The organism is Pseudoalteromonas luteoviolacea S2607 (assembly GCF_001625575.1).
Lineage (GTDB): Bacteria > Pseudomonadota > Gammaproteobacteria > Enterobacterales > Alteromonadaceae > Pseudoalteromonas > Pseudoalteromonas luteoviolacea_E.
Genome location: NZ_AUXV01000003.1, coordinates 123718 through 141454 on the forward strand (window position 1 = coordinate 123718; position 17737 = coordinate 141454).

Consider the following 17737-nt stretch of genomic DNA (forward strand, 5'->3'; position numbering starts at 1 on the left):
AGCAACCGCTATGGCAGTGTTATTTAAAAAAGTTAAAAACCGTTTTGCGATTAGAAAGTGGAGCTTGATTAATGTCGCTTGATTTCAGAAAAAAAGAATTTTTGCAGCAGCATATTGATAAGACAATGGCATTTTATCACCCGAGATGCGTCGATACCACAGGCGGTTTTTATCAATTTTTTAAGGATAACGGCGACGTCTACGACAACTCTACCCGCCATCTAGTTTCAAGTACGCGTTTTGTGTTTAACTATGCGATGGCTTATCTCAATACATCTAAAGAAGAATACTTAGAACTCGTAAATCATGGGATTGATTACTTAGAGCGCGTTCATAAACAACCAAATGGTGGTTATGCTTGGTTGATTGAAAATGGTGAACCAAGTGATTTGACAAACCATTGTTATGGACTGGCTTTTGTGCTGCTCGCTAACGCTATGGCCTATAAAGCAGGCGTCAAATCAACAAAAGCTACGATAGAACAAGTTTGGCAGCTATTAGAACAAAAGTACTTTCAAGCCGAATACTCTCTTTATTTAGACGAATATGATGCGAAGCTTGAAAACGCCGATAAATACCGTGGGCAAAATGCAAATATGCATATGTGCGAAGCGCTGTTAATGTGCTTTGAAGCAACAAATGATAATAAGTTTTTAGACCGAGCTTACACACTTGCGCATACTATGACCGTAAAGCAAGCTGACTTAGCTCAAGGCCTCGTTTGGGAACACTACGACAGCAACTGGCAAATCGACTGGGACTACAACAAAGAGAATCCTAAGCATCTATTTAGACCTTGGGGATTCCAGCCTGGCCATCAAACTGAGTGGACTAAGTTGTTGCTTATATTAAACAGGCATAAACCTGAAACCTGGATGGTTGAGAAAGCAAAGTTTCTATTCGATGAAGCATTAAAGTCCGCTTGGGATGAACAGCATGGCGGGATCTGTTACGGATTTGCGCCAGATAAATCAATTTGTGACGGCGATAAATACTTTTGGGTGCAAGCTGAAAGCTTTGCAGCAGCGGCACTATTGGCAATAGCAACAAATGAAGAAAAGTATTGGCAATGGTATGACAAAATCTGGCAGTACAGTTGGGAACATATGATCGACCACCAATATGGTGCTTGGTATCGTATTCTTACCCAAGATAATCGCTCTTATAGTGATGAAAAGAGCCCTGCTGGTAAGACTGATTACCATACGATGGGTGCATGTTATGAAGTACTCAGAGCTTATCAATTACAAGAGAATTAAAAAATGAGCGTTATCTGTTTTGGTGAAGCCTTAATCGACTTTCTATCTAACGGAAAAGAACCCGAAGCTTTTACAAAGTACGCTGGGGGTGCACCAGCTAATGTCTCGGTTGCTGTCGCAAAACAAGGCGAAAAAAGCGCCTTTTGCGGCATGCTTGGTGATGATATGTTTGGGCACTTTATCAATAATGAATTACAAAACCACAAAGTGAACACGCAGCATGTCAGATTTACAAAAGAAGCGCAAACAGCACTTGCCTTTGTTTCCTTAGATAAAGATGGCGAGCGAAGCTTTAGCTTTTATCGTCCTCCAGCTGCGGACTTGCTGTTTCGAGCAGAGCATTTCGAGCCCGACATGTTTACATCAAGCAAAATACTCCATGTATGCTCTAATAGCCTAACCGAAAGGAACATATACCTCACCACGATTACGGCAATGCAACATGCGAAAGACAACGGGCTGTTAAAAAGTTTTGATATGAACTTGCGCGAAAACCTTTGGCCGTCAATGAATCACTGCTTGGAACGTATTTGGCACGTTTTGTCTCAGTCTGACGTGGTAAAACTGTCGTCAGAAGAGCTTGCATTTTTAAATGAGCACGCCCACCCTGAGCAAGACCAACAAAAAACCATAGAAGCGATATTGAAGACCAATGTACGACTTTTACTCATTACAGATGGGCCAAAAGATATTAGATATTTCTCGGAAGCTTTTTCTGGCAACATTTCACCTCCAAAAGTACAAGCAGTAGATACTACTGCTGGTGGAGATGCTTTTGTAGGCGGTCTACTAGCAGAACTGTCACGTAAACTGTCCAAAAGTGCGTTTATAGAACTCATCAAAAGCGAAAAAGAGATTATCGATATCATCAACTTTGCGGCTAAGTGTGGAGCCTTCGCAGTAACGCGTTTCGGCGCATTTTCCTCATTGCCAACTAGGCACGATATTGATTAATCATTACCCAAACTAAGTGTGAGACAGGCTCAAGGAAGGGCCTTTTTAATTGACCCAGTTTAAAGATACGACAAAAACTTATCGTAAAACCAGTAAACTACTGGCCCACAAATGCACCAGCCGATCATAAAAGGCCTAAAAAATCCGAGCCTTTGCGCATCAAGCTCCTCAACAACAGACAAGCTCTCGGACGACTTTAACGGGAAAACTTTTCGATACACTTTAAATATTGTCAAGCCGACTAAAAACGGTACTATGATAAACGCAAAAAACAATAATACTGCATACCAAGTCTCGTCAGAAACACGATCCATAATCACTCGCTGTTGCCTTTTAAAGGCTCAGAATAGAATTTGGTTGCATGAATTACAACAAGAACAATGAAGTTTTATATATGAAGCAATACCTCTCAATTATCTTAATTCCTCTCTTAGCTAGCTGTGCATCACCAAATAAAGTAGAAAGGCTAACATCCAGTACAGAGGTCAAATATAAAAAAACTGAAGGTTACACACATCAATTTGCCAATACTTATAAAAGGCCTAAAAGCTACCCACAAACCTGCGAACATGACTGCTATCCAAGTAGTGAAGACATTCAGTGCCAAAGTGACATGGAGCAATGTAAATATGTTGGTAGCAATCCAGCTTTATCAGTAGAAGATGCGAACGCTTTCAGTATACGGTGGCTTGGACACGCAAGTTTTGTTATCACGACTCCAACAAATGAAACAATTCTCGTCGACCCGGTTACAAAACAGTTTGACTGGCCTATAGATTGGGCTTTTACTAACCTTGCCGGCGGTTTTTACCGGCAACTTCCTCCCCGAGCGGCAAAAGAAGAAATGGCCTCAGTGCAAGCAGTGGTCTATTCACATATTCACTATGACCACTTTAATAAATCTGATATCGAACAAATTGGTAATAACGCAAAATATCTGACCCCACTTAACTTCGCTGACTATTTTCCAACCGGAGGTTACGATATTGTTGAAATGCCTTGGTATTCTAGCTACAGCGTGGGTGAGTCCAAATTACATTTTGTTCCCGCACATCATTTTAGCAACCGAATCGTGATTCCTTTTATTACAAACGATGATGATGAAACTTTATGGGGCGGTTGGCTGCTAGAGAATAAGGACAAAAAGGTGTTTTTTGCTGGGGACACGGGTTACTCAGGCCACTTCAAAGACATTCATAAAGTGTATGGAGACATCGACGTTTGCTTAATTCCAATTGCTTCTTATCATCACGAAGAACATGGAGCATGGTACCGTAATGTTCACCTAACACCAGAAGACGCACTGGTTGCCGCTGAAGATTTGAATTGTGGGGTTATGATCCCTTGGGGTTATGGCAATTCAAGCTGGAAGATGGGCGACCACACGTCTCACTCAGCCTTATTTAGATTACTGCATATGAAAGAGCAACTAGATAGTAAGGTACCTTTGTACATACTTAACGAAGGAGAGGGAGCAAAGTTTTAACTCCTCAATTTAGCTAGCGAAGTATTTTTCGCTTCGCTAGCACTGCACATATTATTATTCCACTTCCCACTCTAGCAAAGCATCGCCAAGCAATTGTTTGCGCCAACCTTGAAACAAATCTGGTTTAATCATTTGTTTACGCTGCTCTTTGGATAACTTCCAATTCCAACTAATGACTTGGTTGATCTGTTTTTTCGACGCCACCACATCCACAGGAATGCCCTGCTTTTGCGCCTCGACAGAAATGAGTCCTTTAATGTCTTTGGCTGCTTTTTTATATCCTGCAAAGTCGATTAAGCGTTTTACCTTTTTGGGTAAATCATCGTCTGATACTGACTTTCCGACCTCTATGCACGCAAGAATTTCTTTACCAGAACGATTGACTTCCATCGCTTCAACTTCAGGGATATTGCGCATACTCGCAAGAGATGAAGGGCGCCGTTTGGCGATCTCAACCATATTGAGTTCTTTTAAAATAAAGTTTACCGATATGTTCTTCTTTTCAGCTTTATTCAAGCGCCAAGCAGCCAATTCTCTAAGTACTGCTAAGTCCCTGCCTCGCAGTTGCCATACATTTTTAATATTTAAATAAATATATTCATCAGGTGTACGGAACGCACGCTTTTTAGATATCAGCTGGCTCTCTGAAATAACAATATCGCTAAAGCCATTTTGCTGAATTTTTTCCACAATGCGCTCGTAGCAAGGAAGCAAATAGAATACATCCGCCGCAGCATATTCCAGCTGTTTACTAGAAAGAGGTCTTTTTAACCAATCGGTACGCGACATACTTTTGTCAATTTCGATATCCAATAAGTTTTTCACCATATTGGCAAAACCAACGCAATTACCCTCACCTAATAGCTGCAACGCAAACTGAGTATCAAAAAGTGGTGATGGACATATACCTGCAAAATTTTGAAAGACCTCAATATCTTCTGATGGAGAGTGAATAACTTTCATAATATCAGGAGCGGTAAATAACGTCCAAAGTGCTGAAAAATCAAGTTCAATTAAAGGATCTATCAACGCTAAATGCTCACCGTCATAGACCTGAAAAAGAGCGCTTTCAGGGTACAGTGTTCTTCGACGCATAAACTCGGTATCAATGGCCAATACCTTACTATCTGATATTAGATTGATAAACTCATTTAATTCAACTTGATTCTGAATAAACCGATACTGCACTTTTACTCCTTCGCTATAGCGAAAAAAAACCGGCTTTCGCCGGTTTCTCTTATTTTAACGCCCTACGTAGTATTTTTCCTACGTTCGTCTTTGGTAGTTCATCTCTAAACTCGACCATTTTCGGAACTTTGTAGTTTGTTAGGTTTTCACGACAATGCGCTATTATATCTTTTTCTGACAAAGATTGGTCTTTTCTGACGACAAAAACTTTTACTTGTTCGCCACTTACTTCATGAGGCACACCAATTGCTGCAACCTCCAACACGCCATCATGACTTGCAACCACTTCTTCTATCTCATTCGGGAAGACATTGAAGCCAGATACCAAGATCATATCTTTCTTACGGTCAACAATATAGAAGAAACCTTCATCGTCATAAGTGGCGATATCACCCGTCGCAAACCAGCCGTCTTGCAGACACTCAGCAGTCGCGTCAGGTCGATTATAGTAACCTGCCATAACCTGCGGGCCTTTAACTAATAACTCTCCTGGTTCACCTTTTGGCGCTTCATCACCATTTTCCAAAACCACTTTAAGCTCTGTGCTTGGTGCAGGCAAACCAATTGAACCATTGTAACCATCTAAATCCAGTGGGCTAATTGTCACCAACGGCGCACACTCAGTTAATCCATAGCCTTCTAACAAACGTGACTTCGTCACAGCCTGCCAACGCTCTGCAACAGGTCGTTGTACGGCCATTCCTCCACCTAGTGATACTTTGAGATTTGAAAAATCTAAATCCGCAAACCCGTCCGTATTAAGTAAACCATTAAATAGCGTGTTAACACCCGTGATGACAGTGAACGGATACTTACCTAAGTCCTTAACAAATCCCGCCATGTCTCTTGGGTTTGTGATCAGGATGTTGTGGCCACCATACTTCATGAACGTGAGGCAGTTAGCTGTCAATGCAAAGATATGGTAAAGCGGTAAAGCGGTAATAACGACTTCTTTGCCCTTGTCTAACACTTTATCTAAGCAACCAGACACCTGTTCCAAGTTTGCAACCATGTTGCCATGTGTAAGCATTGCGCCTTTAGACACACCAGTCGTCCCACCAGTATATTGCAAAAATGCAAGGTCGTTCTGCGTTACCTGAGGCTTAGTATAGCCATTCAAATCTGCCGCCATAACGTGTGAAAATGGGATTGCGTTAGGCAATGAATAAGCAGGTACCATTTTCTTTATTTTCTTAACAACAAAGTTGACAAGGTGCTTTTTAACACCCCCGAGTAAATCACCAATTTGCGTCAACACAATGTGCTTTACTTCGGTTGCAGGTAACGCTTTTTCTAATGTACTGGCAAAATTTGCCAATATAAAAATGGCTTTTGCTTCTGAGTCATTAAGCTGATGCTCTAATTCTCGCACTGTGTAAAGTGGGTTAACATTAACCACAGTACAACCTGCACGTAATACACCCAATATAGTAATCGGTGTTTGCAATAAATTTGGCATCATAACAGCGACTTTGTCGCCTTTGCCTAATTTGAGCGTATTCTGTATATAACTTGCTACCGCTTTGGTTGCATTATCAATCTCTTGATAAGTAAGCGTTTTGCCCATATTTGAATAAGCTGGTAATTGGGCATAATTGGTGAAACATTCGTCTATTAATTCTAGCAGCGAGTTGTAGTGTTCTGGGTCAATCGTTGCCGGCATACCTTCTGGATAGCGCTTTAGCCAGATTTTTTCCACTCTTAGCTCCTGTATTCTCGTTCTTTTTTTATATTTACCTTAAAGCAAATAAGGCTCTTAAACAATTGAGTAATTACTCTAAACCTTGGATATTCCCATATTTCTAGCAAAGTTACAATCAGCAACCACCTGCCTTTTCTATGTGGGAGACGATCTCAAGTACTATTTGTTTGGGGTTTTCCATGTGGCAGTGATGTCCACCAACGACATTGGTTACCTTAACTCTATCAAAACACGAAAGAAATTTTTTCATGTTGTCACGCATCTGTGTATATCCATGTTCAGGTAAGATAAGCATAGTGTCTACTGAAATTTTATCTAATAAACTCTTCGCTTGTTCCTGATTAAAGCGCATAGTTGATGGCAGTTTTAGCCTAGGGTCTGACGTTAAGGCATACTCTTTACCATTACTTTTTATACTGCGTGACATCAAAGTTTCTGCAAGCTCCTCAGAAAAGTCTGATACACTCGCACGTGCTTTAATAATACTTTGCCTGTCAGAAAACCACCTAGTATCTTGCTCAGATAACCTTTCTCGTGCGTTAAATGCTTTTAACAGATTTTGCTTTGCACTTTGTGAGCTCTGGTGTATCAGACCAATACCATCGATCAAACTCAAAGTTAGTACCTTATCAGGGTATAGGCTCGTTAACAAATTTGCGATCAACGCCCCCATCGAGTGACCGACTAAATGTGCTTTGTCTAAGTTGGCCACTTTCATAAAGCGGATAACATCATACACATATTCTACAAAGTAATATGAAGCGTCAGGAGACTTCCAATCTGACTTACCGTGACCTGGCAGATCTAACAAATACCATGTAAATTTGCCTGTCTCTTTGTGCGTAAGTTCGTCTGCAAGCGGTTTATAACTATTGCCGTTGTCCAGCCACCCGTGAAGACAGATTACGGCTTCATTGCCACTGCCGAGCTGTTGCCAAGCGAAGCCGCCTTCGAAACAGTCTTTCATCTTGTTTTTTTTATTAATCAACATTTAAAGATATTCATCACAACCACATTTCGATATGATCATACGCGATAAAAACTGAGCGTTTAAGCTAATAATTAAAATTTGTTACCACACTTCATTATTCTTACTCTGGCGTGTGTGCTTACATGCTTGGTACACATATGTGTATAAAAACGCTTACAATCAAACACGGGAAATCGAAGGAAAAACTATGTCACGCAAATTATCGGCTGTTGCAGCGGCAATCTCCTTACTAAGCAGTAGCCAACTAATCGCGGCACCAAAAAACATCATCTATATGATTGGGGATGGAATGGGCCCAGCTTATACAACTGCGTATAGATATTACAAAGACGACAAACAAACTAAGACGGTAGAACCAACGGTTTTCGACTCAATTTTAGTCGGTATGGCCCATACCTACCCTGATGACAATACAGTGGTAACGGATAGTGCTGCAGGTGCTACGGCTCTTAGTACGGCCACTAAAAGTTATAATGGTGCCATTGCAGTAGACACACATAAGAAACCTTTGAAAACTATGCTACAAATGGCAAAAGAGCAAGGGAAAACAACAGCGCTGGTTGCGACCTCACAAATTAATCATGCAACGCCAGCTAGCTTTGCAGCTCATAACGAGTCACGCAGAAATTACGATGAAATCGCTGATGACTATATTGATGTAAAAGTTGCGGGAAAACTACCTGTTGACTTAATGCTTGGCGGCGGAACCAAGTATTTTATTCGTGAAGATAGAAACCTAATTTCTGAGTTTAAACAATCTGGGTATCAATATGTGGATCACCTAAGCGCGCTCAACACGATTAACGCGCTACCTGCCATTGGGTTGTTTGCTGAAAAAGGTATGCCTTACGCTATCGACAAGCACCCGCAAAGGCTCGAAAAAATGACTGAAAAAGCACTGTCTTTACTTGATAACGACAAAAATAAGCAAGGCTTTTTTATCATGATCGAAGGTAGCCAAATTGACTGGTGTGGTCACGCTAATGACATTGCGTGTGCAATGAATGAAATGGATGACTTTGCCAAGTCAATATCAATTGCAAAGGCCTATGTTGATAAAAACCCAGATACGCTTTTGGTCATTACAGCTGATCATTCAACCGGTGGCCTAACTTTGGGTGCTGACGGTGACTACCGTTGGGAACGAGATGTTGTCGCGAATATAAAAGCATCTGTGAAAAAAATTGCAAAGACGATTAAAGACAGCAAAAACATAAGTAAAGATTGGCAAGCTTTAACAAATATTAACTTTACCCCTGAAATTGAAAAAACGCTCAAAGAAGCAAAAGTAGGCGGTGAAAAGTCCCTGTACACCTCTATCAATAAAATTATCAATGACGCGAGTTATACAGGCTGGACGACTGGCGGGCACACTGCTATTGATGTTCAAGTATTTGCGCACGGAAATGGCCGCGAGCACTTTATTGGCTCGCAAAATAATACGCAAATTGCTGAGAAACTAATCTCATTTATAAAATAGTGTATCTAAAAAGGGCCAAGACAGTTGGCCCTTCACCATATACCTACCAGCCTGAATGCGCCACGCATCACCAATTCAAACAATCACTCAGCCCCCTCCAGTATGGTCATTTTTTATAACGCGATAAAAGAACACTGCAAATAACAGCCTCATTTCCCCCCACGAAAATTGGTTACGGCCATGGAAAATAAAGCGATTGCAAATACCCCATACTCACTCGGCATGCTTGCTGTGTATAAAAGTCGCACATAACTTTCAAGCCCTATGGAAGACTTGCTTAGTGCAGGTATCACTAATAAATTTATTCATAATTTCAGTATAAATGTCATGACTAATAAAAAAGGACTATTGTATATTGCATACTATTTAAACTCTTTTCAGGGTATGTATAATTTCATATTCGGTTACAAAATGAGCAACAAATAAATAATTTATCGGTTTTTTGTCGCAGTAAAAGTGGGTAGTTTATTTATCAAGCAGACGAATTTGCTGCTTTTAAACTCGTTAATAGGATCTTGATATTACGAGTTCGGAAACTTTCTGCATAAGCAGAATTTCAAGGAAATTTAAAGGATATAAAATGAAAACAATATTAAAATCACTTGCAGTTGCATGCGCACTGTCTACCTCAGCTGGCGCCATGGCAAACAATCAATCTCAAACACAAGAGCGCTACGTTTACGATGTACAGCCAATCAGTGCTGAGCAGCAAGCAAGTTTCGCTACCCCACAAGCTTTTATAACCACTGAGTTAATTAGAGGCTGGATCTTAGACGGCGCCAAAAGTGCTATCAAGGGCGGTGTCAAAGACTTCTTAAAGGGCATGTTATTTGGTAACGAGCCTACAGGTCCTCAAATCGTTCGATTACATGAAGAAGATTTGCAACGCATTGAGCAGCTTGTCTCTGGCGTTGTCATTACAGATGCAGTTTATGCTCTAAAAAGTGACCTTGCTGCGTTTGGAACAACCTTTGACTATTATCAAGACTCGCTAAACGGAACTAACTTCGACTCGGCAATTCTTGCTTCGCTACTACAATATGTAAACTCTTTGCAACATCACAGAGCATATGATTCAAGCTACAACTCTAATGCGTATGCACTGACCTCTTCATATTCAACCATGGCGACGTTGAATTTGGCGGTACTCACTGAACGTCATGTTAAAGGTTTCTTGAGTGCTAGTTACGTTAAGTATCAAGCGGGTCAGATGGCTGACAAACTAAGTCAGCTAGGAAACCTCGTTAATACTCGATCTGCTGGGCTTGGTGGCGTAAGAATGATCGGTAGCCGTTGTTGGGACATTCGTGATTTCTCAGAGCTTAAGAGCGCTGAGTTACACACAGATCAAATCTCTGATTCTAGTGATACTGAGATTATGCCTATGGCACCGGTAGATTGTATTTACATTGCGAGTTTCCCTGGTAAGTCTAGCCGCTTCTTTAATGCCTCACAGATGGGCGACATTCAAGCTGAAGAAGCCGCTTTTGAATGGTTAATGCAAATGCGCGCAGAATACCGTACAGAAGTTAAAGGCGCAGACTTTGACGAAGTGGTATCAAAACTCAGAAGCCTGTAAATCAAACTTACATACCTTGCGAGCTGGCTAGTACATAGTCAGCTTTTTATGAATTTTCGTGACAGAACCGCCTCCCCTCATAACTATTAAAAGCCTAAAATATTTAAAAGCGCCTAGCAAATGGCCAGCTCGCGTTTGGCTTAGAGCCACGATGGGTGTTCCTTCATTGTTGTATAATAATAGGCTTCTCATAATGCGGCTAAAATATTAGGCCAAAAAATAATTGAAGCTATGCTCATTTTTATGGCTTTATTACATTTTTACACTCTACTGTATGACTGCTATTTTTGCTGCAAAACCAGCTACCCGAGTTAGTTGAGTTACTCTTTGAGCAAAAAGTTAATCATTAGGTACTTGTTGCATGGTCATTGTCTGCAGCTGTTTTTTGAGTGGCAGGGTTTTCGCTTAATCCTTTAGTCATATACAGATATATAGCTTCTTCAACAGGCATCGCTTTAAAGTATAGAAAACCTTGAACACAATCTATTTGGGATTGCTTCACTACTTGCTCTTCATCCGCTGTTTCGACCCCTTCAGCGACGAGTTTAAAGCCTAGCTTTGAAATCATTTCGGATAGGTTTGTATATAAAGAAATAGACTTGCTGTTGAGCTGTTCAGGTAACAAGCTTCTATCAAGTTTAATCGTCGAGATATTCAACTTAGATAAAACCGAAAGACATGAGTAACCGGTCCCAAAGTCGTCCATGGCACAATCAATCTTATTTTTCTTTAAGGAGTCTACGACCGACACTGTTTTATTAAAATCTTCTATGTAGCTGGACTCTAGCAACTCGACTTCAACCTGCCCAGGAAACTTAGCAAATGCTTTGATAATACGCCTGTACCCACCTGTCAGCAGGTTCTTGGGGGAAATATTAAAACTGATCTTAGGATGCAACCCGAGTTTTGAAAACTGTTCTAAATCTATCTCAAGCTGATCGATTACGTAATTATCGATTATATGGAGTAAATTGTGCTGTTCTAGCGTTTCTAGAAACCATGGTCCAGATATAGTGCCATCTTTATTGGTAAGCCTAAGTAAGGCTTCAAACCCAACAACTTGTTTATTATAGGGGTTAATTTTAGGCTGATAAAACAAGGTCAATGCCCCCTGATTCAGCGCTTCAGTCACTTCTTTTAAGCTGTGAGCATTAATCTGCTCTTTTCGTTGAGTTGCACTGTATGAGCCCTCAGCTCCCTCTTCAATCAGCCTGCCCGCAGTATAGCGTTTCATGAGTACATCCAACGCCTTGCCAGACAAATTATTGTCACGATTAGCTTTAAGAAATGGAAAATAAATTAGCGCGTTTAACAGCACCAAAAATAGCTGCAAAAGTATTCCCCTGAAACTCTCAGTTAATAACCATGCATTTATAAATATTGGTGTAAACCAAGGTATTTCCTGTACATATTGGATAGATACAAAGCCAGAGTAAAAGGCAAAATACGCAATGCTCGCGTTTATTAAAGGACACAGTAAAAACGGTAATAATATATAGGGATTAAAGACAATTGGTAACGCATAAATCATTACCTCACTTATATTAAATAACGCTAAAGGAGATGAAATAGCCGCGATTCTCTTTTCATGCTGTCCTTTTTTGAGAAAAATTGCTGCAACAATTAACCCCCATATACAACCTGTACCTCCTAAAATTACAAAGCCGGTAAAAAAGTTATAACTGATTAAATCAGGAAGTACATAATAACTGGTCAATTCACTAGAGACCAATATATGGTATGTATTATCTCCATGCACCCCAATAAACCAAAGTAAATGAGCTATGAGCAGCTGCATTGATAACTTTTCAAACACATTCCAATGCGGGTTTAATGAACGCAGTGTTTCCACAGACGCTTCGGCGACAAGGTCAATGTACGGGAAAAGAAGTAAAACTATACTGGTGACAATAAGGTACGGTAAGATGAGGTTCAAGTGTTTTCTCAAAAACAAGCTAATTGAGCTCACCCCGACTAGACGGAAAACTTTTAACCTTTCTAAGTAAGATAGAAAGTAACAACACACGACCGGCATCAGTAATGAATACAACGCACCCATTCGGTGATTTATGGCAAGTTCATTACCAGAGATAGTAATATAACCTGTTGTCGCGGTGAAACAAGTGAAGACCAAAATTGGGCTTGCAATAGTATGAACCTTTAAGTTTTTAGAAAGGTAATAACTGAAAGACATTAAGGTCAAAACAGGAAAAATACCCCATACGAGGGTATTAAAATCCTCTAGGAATTGATGCTCCACCCCCTTCATAGATATATTTAGCCATTGATTTATAAGGGAGATAAGCGACGCAACAATAAAGAAAGGGATTAATGCAATATACCCTTCCCGCAGAGAAAGAATTACGGTATTAGATGATATTTTGAAGGCATATTGATTAAATTTACTCAGCAACGCTTTTGTCACATCTAGGTTTTTCTTTTTACATTACCCAAATAAATTTAGAATACAATCGCTACTTGTGATTTTTTACTGAAAATTATTCACGCTGCTCAAGCGTATACGTCAACACCGATGAGTGACTGAACTTCAGAGCGTCTAAGCTGATTTTGAACTGATGAGTATGCTTGGAGTGCTTTACTTGAATTAAAATCAGGTTGGTCGTATATAACGTCTCGCCTGTTTTGTTGAAATTGCTCAGCCAGTTTAACCCCTTCTTGGCTAAACTTAATCTCACTCGCTGAGTTAGTAGTAGATGGGCGTGATTCGGCAGCATTCTTTACAGCTTTTGAATCTAGCTGATATGTATGTTGATTTTGAACTACTTGATTAATTCTCATCATTCACGCCCACTTTGTGCCTAATTCAAGGATAGAAGTTTATTCTCTACCTGGCAATTTTTTCCACGTTACGGTGTCTCTTACATAGTGCGGCTGTGCATCTTGCGGCTCTACCGTATCACCATTTTTAAAGGCTTCATCCCCTAATAACAGCATATACTCAGCGCTTGGTAACGTAATGTTGCCCAATACATGTACCTCTAGACTGGTTGCGGTATTTGGATAACTCTCCCATCCCGTACCAACAGCTGCGATATTTGCAAATTTACCTTCAATTGATTCGGGCTTTACAACAATTTCTTCTCTTTTAGCCATAGCAAGGCCGCTGGCATTTTTCTCAAAATGACCCAAGTACACTTCACCCATTCGAGCATCTATCGCACTGAGCACTTCGTTGCACCCTTTAGAGTCCATCGCTTGCTGCGCCATCGCTTGCAAAGTAGACACGCCACAGAGTTTAAGGTTTGCGGAATATGCTAGACCTTGCGCTACTGAAACCCCTATTCTTACACCAGTAAAACTACCTGGACCGCGGCCGTATACAATGCCATCTAGATCATTTAAGGAGCAATTCGCCTTAGCGAGTAAAGACTCCACCAATGGTAAAATTTTTTGACTATGTTGTTGAGGGCATACTTCAAAATGAGTATGCATTTCCCCTTTAAAATAAAGCGCGAGGCTTAAAGCTTCTGTCGAAGCATCTAGGGCTAGCAAGTTATGTTTCATGTGTATCTATATTCTCTAAAAAGTTTAAGGCCTTATCTAAATCTCTGGTTCGAGTCATATCAGGCAGGCTCTTAATAAACGTTTCGCCATATTTTCTCGTAACTAAACGATTATCGCAAATAATCAGTACGCCTTTATCACTTCGGTCACGGATCAAGCGCCCCACGCCTTGTTTTAGCGCAATTACAGCTTGAGGTAGCTGAATGTCTTCAAAAGGCTCTTTGCCACTTATCTCTGCATCTTTCATTTTTGCCTGTAGTAGGGGATCATCGGGAGATGTAAACGGAAGCTTATCGATAACAACACAGCTTAACGCATCACCTCTAACATCGACCCCCTCCCAAAATGAAGCCGTGCCCAAAAGCACTGCATTGCCGTGTCGCACAAACTGTTCCAGAATAATGCGCTTTGAAGACTGTCCTTGCATAAATACTGGATATTCTGTTGCTGTACTGATCCCCTCGTACACCAAGTGCATAACTCGATAGCTGGTAAAAAGTAAAAAAGTCCTACCTTGAGCTGCCTTAATGACTGATTTAGCAATTTTAACCAAGGAGTGTGGCATTAATTCATCTTTGGTTTCTGGTAGGTATCTAGGCAAGCACAATAAAGCCTGTTTTTTATAATCAAATGGGCTATCTACAATTTTATGAAAATCGGGTTTTAGCCCTAAACTCGCATTAAAATGCGTTAAGCTATTGTCCACAGACAAAGTCGCTGAGGTGAACACAAAGCCTGCTTCAGTTTTAGTAACCAGCTCTTGAAAACGCCGTGAAACATCGAGTGGTGTAATATGGATGGTCACAAACCTTCTCGTTGTTTCGAACCAATAGCTGTAGCCAGTTTGCGTAACATCAAAGGCGCGTTCTAATTGTCCTTTAAATGCTAGAACACGCTCAAACGGATGCTCTATTTTTTCGGTTCGATCTAAACACAATTTAAGAACTTTATACAAAAAGTCCAAGTTGCTAATAACTCGATGAAGTGCCTCACAAATGACTTTATCTTGTAAAGCCTCACGCCAATCTCCCCGAGCACCATCCCCGCCGAACACCAATCTCAAATCGGCAATACTCGTTGTGAGCTTGTTCAGTGTTTTACCCAGTTGTAACATATCTGGAATATCACTCAGGTATATCACTCGAATGTCATTTACCAAGTCTTGTAACTGCTTGGTGCTAATCGTTTCACCAAAGTAATCACTCGCAATTTCATTTACCTGGTGTGCTTCATCAAAAATATAGGTATCTGCCGTTGGCATCAGCTCGGCAAATCCAGAATCTTTTACTGCCATATCAGCAAAAAATAAGTGGTGATTAATCACTACTAAATCCGCTTCCATCGCTTTTATGCGTGCTTTTCTAACGTAACATTCAGCAAAATCTGGACATTCTTTTCCTAAACAATTATCCGCTGTTGAGCTTACATATGGCAATACTTTGGCATCTTCTTCTATGCCGATACAGTCTGCAAGGTCACCACTCTGCGTCTCTGTTGCAAATTTCGCAACCATCGCTAACTGATGCATCACATCGGAGTCATCTGTAGGCACGTGAGCAACATGTTGATTAAGTCTATATGTACATAAATAGTTGGCACGCCCTTTGAGCAGAGCAGTTTTGCGTCCTTTTTTTAAAGCTTTTAAAAGGCTGGGTAAATCTCGATGAAATAATTGCTCTTGAAGCGCTTTTGAACCAGTTGATATAACCACTTTGTTGTTATTCACTAAAGCCGGCACCAAGTAGGCAAATGTTTTACCTGTACCAGTCCCTGCTTCTACAACACATTGACCACCATTTTTTACAATATTATCAATTGCAACGGCCATTTCAATTTGCGGTAATCTAGGCTGATATCCCTTAAAGTGCTGAGCAAGGGGGCCTGTGGATGAAAAGTACTGTTCTATGGACAAAGAAAACACTAGCGCTGCGTGATAAGTTGAGCAATTTTAATTTTAAAACCGCCAATGAGCAAGCGACACGATTAAACAACTGACATTATCGGCCTCAGTGTAATATTTTTACGCGTACAAACCTCTTACTACCATATATGTAATTGCGAATACTCTACTCATGTTCGGGCTTTTAAACCAAGTTACGCCCAAGTATCTAAATGCTCTTGCTCATCAGTATCTTTTCTTTCCTCATCATCGTCGTTTGCTGGCAAATCTCGTTTGTCTTTCAACTCACTATCAATTTGATTTGCTAAAGACTTACCCTTTATCTTTTCCGCCTTATTGTCCAAAACGCCTACGATCTTAAACGGGCCATTGTGCGCAACTTGTAACCTAACTATAGGTGCCATATATGGTTTAAAAACATCCATCAAGACTCCCCCACACCTCAGAAGTGATTGACCTATATACTTATTATCGGCTGATATATTTTATTCTTTAATTAACATCAAAAAGTTCTTGCTCTTTTTACCGCTTTCATGATTATCTATAAAAAGTTAATCGAATTACATAAATTTTTACATCGTAGGTAACACAATGCTTTTAAATCTGACAGCTGTACATCATCACCATCATACATCGGGATAGCCTGTCAGGTATTTCGCTGGTGGGTTATTCCTAAAAGGAACCTCCGGCGAACCAAGTAACAAATTCAAATTTATTTTCGCCCTGAGGTTCCCTCGGGGTTTTTAGTTTTTAATATTAGGAAAATAAATTATGAATACTTCTACACGCTTACGTATCGCAATTCAAAAATCTGGCCGCTTATCAAAAGATTGCCAATCACTTTTAAAACAATTGGGTATTAAGCTCAATTTACGTGAACAACGCTTAATCGCGCACTCAACAAATATGCCAATTGATGTACTTCGAGTACGAGATGATGATATTCCTGGCTTGGTCATGGATGGCGTATGTGATCTAGGTATCGTTGGTGAAAACGTGCTTGTTGAAACACAAGCAGAGCGCAAACGAGCTGGACAACCAAATGAAGTTAAAAAGCTTTCTAAATTAGATTTTGGCTATTGTAGGCTCGCCCTAGCTTGGCCACAAGAGCTTGACCAACAGCCAAAAGCATGGTTCAACGGAAAACGTATCGCAACAACCTACCCAGAAATTCTTAAGCAATACCTCGAAGCAGAAAATATTGACGCAAGCGTCGTAATGCTAACTGGCTCTGTAGAAGTTGCTCCCCGAGCTGGCCTTGCTGATGCAATTTGCGACCTTGTCTCAACTGGCGCAACGCTTGAGGCAAATGGCTTGATGCAAGGTGAGACTATTTTGGAGTCAAACGCATGCCTTATCCAAAACGCGAATTTAAACGATGATTCTAAACTCTCGCTCGTTAATAAGCTCCTTCCTCGACTAAAAGGAGTTAGACAAGCGAAAGAAAGTAAATACATCATGTTACACGCTCCAAAAGCAAAGCTTGACGAAGTATGCGAATTACTGCCAGGCACTGGCCAGCCTACACTACTCGCATTAGCTGGTAGCGATGATTATGTTGCACTGCACATGGTCAGCAGTGAAACCTTGTTCTGGGAAACCATGGAAGAGCTCAAAGGGTTAGGTGCGAATTCCATTCTTGTAATGCCAATCGAAAAAATGATGGAGTGATT

15 protein-coding genes are annotated in these 17737 nt (G+C 40.5%); 6 read left to right on the forward strand and 9 right to left on the reverse strand.

Annotated features, from left to right (window positions below; all coding sequences use genetic code 11):
* Window positions 1-71 precede the first annotated feature (71 nt).
* Window positions 72-1259, forward strand: a complete 1188-nt coding sequence (locus N480_RS02785; RefSeq protein ID WP_063371008.1) for an AGE family epimerase/isomerase — start codon at window positions 72-74, stop codon at window positions 1257-1259.
* Between the two features lie 3 nt (window positions 1260-1262).
* Window positions 1263-2213 carry a carbohydrate kinase family protein gene (locus N480_RS02790; protein WP_063371009.1) on the forward strand — a complete coding sequence of 317 codons (951 nt, stop codon included), beginning with the start codon at window positions 1263-1265 and terminating at the stop codon, window positions 2211-2213.
* A gap of 59 nt (window positions 2214-2272) precedes the next feature.
* On the opposite strand, the gene N480_RS02795 is transcribed toward N480_RS02790, so the two are convergent.
* The gene (locus N480_RS02795) at window positions 2273-2527 is read right to left on the reverse strand and encodes a hypothetical protein (protein WP_063371010.1); all 255 of its coding nucleotides are present in this window, start codon (window positions 2525-2527) and stop codon (window positions 2273-2275) included.
* Between the two features lie 80 nt (window positions 2528-2607).
* On the opposite strand from N480_RS02795, the gene N480_RS02800 reads away from it, so the two are divergent.
* Window positions 2608-3699, forward strand: a complete 1092-nt coding sequence (locus N480_RS02800) for an MBL fold metallo-hydrolase (protein WP_063371221.1) — start codon at window positions 2608-2610, stop codon at window positions 3697-3699.
* A 54-nt stretch (window positions 3700-3753) separates the two neighbouring features.
* On the opposite strand, the gene rnd is transcribed toward N480_RS02800, so the two are convergent.
* The 3 genes from rnd to N480_RS02815 form a co-directional block, all read right to left on the reverse strand.
* Window positions 3754-4887 (reverse strand): ribonuclease D, encoded by a 1134-nt coding sequence (gene rnd / locus N480_RS02805; RefSeq protein ID WP_063371011.1) that lies wholly within the window; start codon window positions 4885-4887, stop codon window positions 3754-3756.
* A gap of 49 nt (window positions 4888-4936) precedes the next feature.
* On the reverse strand, window positions 4937-6586 hold the full coding sequence (gene fadD / locus N480_RS02810; RefSeq protein ID WP_063371012.1) for a long-chain-fatty-acid--CoA ligase FadD: 1650 nt from the start codon (window positions 6584-6586) through the stop codon (window positions 4937-4939).
* A 118-nt stretch (window positions 6587-6704) separates the two neighbouring features.
* Window positions 6705-7580, reverse strand: coding sequence for an alpha/beta fold hydrolase (locus tag N480_RS02815; RefSeq protein ID WP_081231718.1), 876 nt, complete (start codon window positions 7578-7580; stop codon window positions 6705-6707).
* Between the two features lie 187 nt (window positions 7581-7767).
* On the opposite strand from N480_RS02815, the gene N480_RS02820 reads away from it, so the two are divergent.
* Together N480_RS02820 and N480_RS02825 are read left to right on the forward strand one after the other, a co-directional pair.
* Entirely contained in the window at window positions 7768-9060 is a 1293-nt protein-coding gene (locus N480_RS02820) for an alkaline phosphatase (protein ID WP_063371013.1), read from the forward strand.
* A 580-nt stretch (window positions 9061-9640) separates the two neighbouring features.
* A complete protein-coding gene (locus N480_RS02825) occupies window positions 9641-10639 on the forward strand; it encodes a hypothetical protein (protein ID WP_063371014.1) in 999 nt (332 codons plus the stop codon).
* Between the two features lie 346 nt (window positions 10640-10985).
* Here N480_RS02825 and N480_RS02830 read toward each other — a convergent pair whose 3' ends face one another.
* The 5 genes from N480_RS02830 to N480_RS02850 form a co-directional block, all read right to left on the reverse strand.
* On the reverse strand, window positions 10986-13064 hold the full coding sequence (locus N480_RS02830) for an EAL domain-containing protein (RefSeq protein WP_155732746.1): 2079 nt from the start codon (window positions 13062-13064) through the stop codon (window positions 10986-10988).
* Window positions 13065-13150: 86 nt separating this feature from the next.
* A complete protein-coding gene (locus N480_RS02835) occupies window positions 13151-13441 on the reverse strand; it encodes a hypothetical protein (protein WP_063371015.1) in 291 nt (96 codons plus the stop codon).
* 36 nt (window positions 13442-13477) lie between these two features.
* Window positions 13478-14164, reverse strand: a complete 687-nt coding sequence (tsaB, locus tag N480_RS02840) for a tRNA (adenosine(37)-N6)-threonylcarbamoyltransferase complex dimerization subunit type 1 TsaB (RefSeq protein ID WP_063371016.1) — start codon at window positions 14162-14164, stop codon at window positions 13478-13480.
* Window positions 14154-16076, reverse strand: a complete 1923-nt coding sequence (locus tag N480_RS02845; RefSeq protein ID WP_063371224.1) for an ATP-dependent DNA helicase — start codon at window positions 16074-16076, stop codon at window positions 14154-14156. Before N480_RS02845 ends, tsaB begins: the two co-directional genes overlap by 11 nt.
* Before the next feature lie 182 nt (window positions 16077-16258).
* A complete protein-coding gene (locus N480_RS02850; protein ID WP_063371017.1) occupies window positions 16259-16489 on the reverse strand; it encodes a hypothetical protein in 231 nt (76 codons plus the stop codon).
* Between the two features lie 346 nt (window positions 16490-16835).
* On the opposite strand from N480_RS02850, the gene hisG reads away from it, so the two are divergent.
* The gene (gene hisG / locus N480_RS02855) at window positions 16836-17735 is read left to right on the forward strand and encodes an ATP phosphoribosyltransferase (protein WP_063371018.1); all 900 of its coding nucleotides are present in this window, start codon (window positions 16836-16838) and stop codon (window positions 17733-17735) included.
* The last annotated feature ends 2 nt before the right edge of the window (window positions 17736-17737 follow it).

Bases quoted from the DNA above. Each gene is read 5' to 3' on its own strand.
- N480_RS02785 (WP_063371008.1), top strand. From the start codon at position 72: ATGTCGCTTGATTTCAGAAAAAAAGAATTTTTGCAGCAGCATATTGAT.
- N480_RS02815 (WP_081231718.1), bottom strand. From the start codon at position 7,580: ATGTTGATTAATAAAAAAAACAAGATGAAAGACTGTTTCGAAGGCGGC.
- N480_RS02850 (WP_063371017.1), bottom strand. From the start codon at position 16,489: ATGGATGTTTTTAAACCATATATGGCACCTATAGTTAGGTTACAAGTT.
- hisG (WP_063371018.1), top strand. From the start codon at position 16,836: ATGAATACTTCTACACGCTTACGTATCGCAATTCAAAAATCTGGCCGC.
- N480_RS02820 (WP_063371013.1), top strand. From the start codon at position 7,768: ATGTCACGCAAATTATCGGCTGTTGCAGCGGCAATCTCCTTACTAAGC.
- N480_RS02800 (WP_063371221.1), top strand. From the start codon at position 2,608: ATGAAGCAATACCTCTCAATTATCTTAATTCCTCTCTTAGCTAGCTGT.
- N480_RS02835 (WP_063371015.1), bottom strand. From the start codon at position 13,441: ATGATGAGAATTAATCAAGTAGTTCAAAATCAACATACATATCAGCTA.
- N480_RS02825 (WP_063371014.1), top strand. From the start codon at position 9,641: ATGAAAACAATATTAAAATCACTTGCAGTTGCATGCGCACTGTCTACC.
- N480_RS02790 (WP_063371009.1), top strand. From the start codon at position 1,263: ATGAGCGTTATCTGTTTTGGTGAAGCCTTAATCGACTTTCTATCTAAC.
- N480_RS02795 (WP_063371010.1), bottom strand. From the start codon at position 2,527: ATGGATCGTGTTTCTGACGAGACTTGGTATGCAGTATTATTGTTTTTT.
- tsaB (WP_063371016.1), bottom strand. From the start codon at position 14,164: ATGAAACATAACTTGCTAGCCCTAGATGCTTCGACAGAAGCTTTAAGC.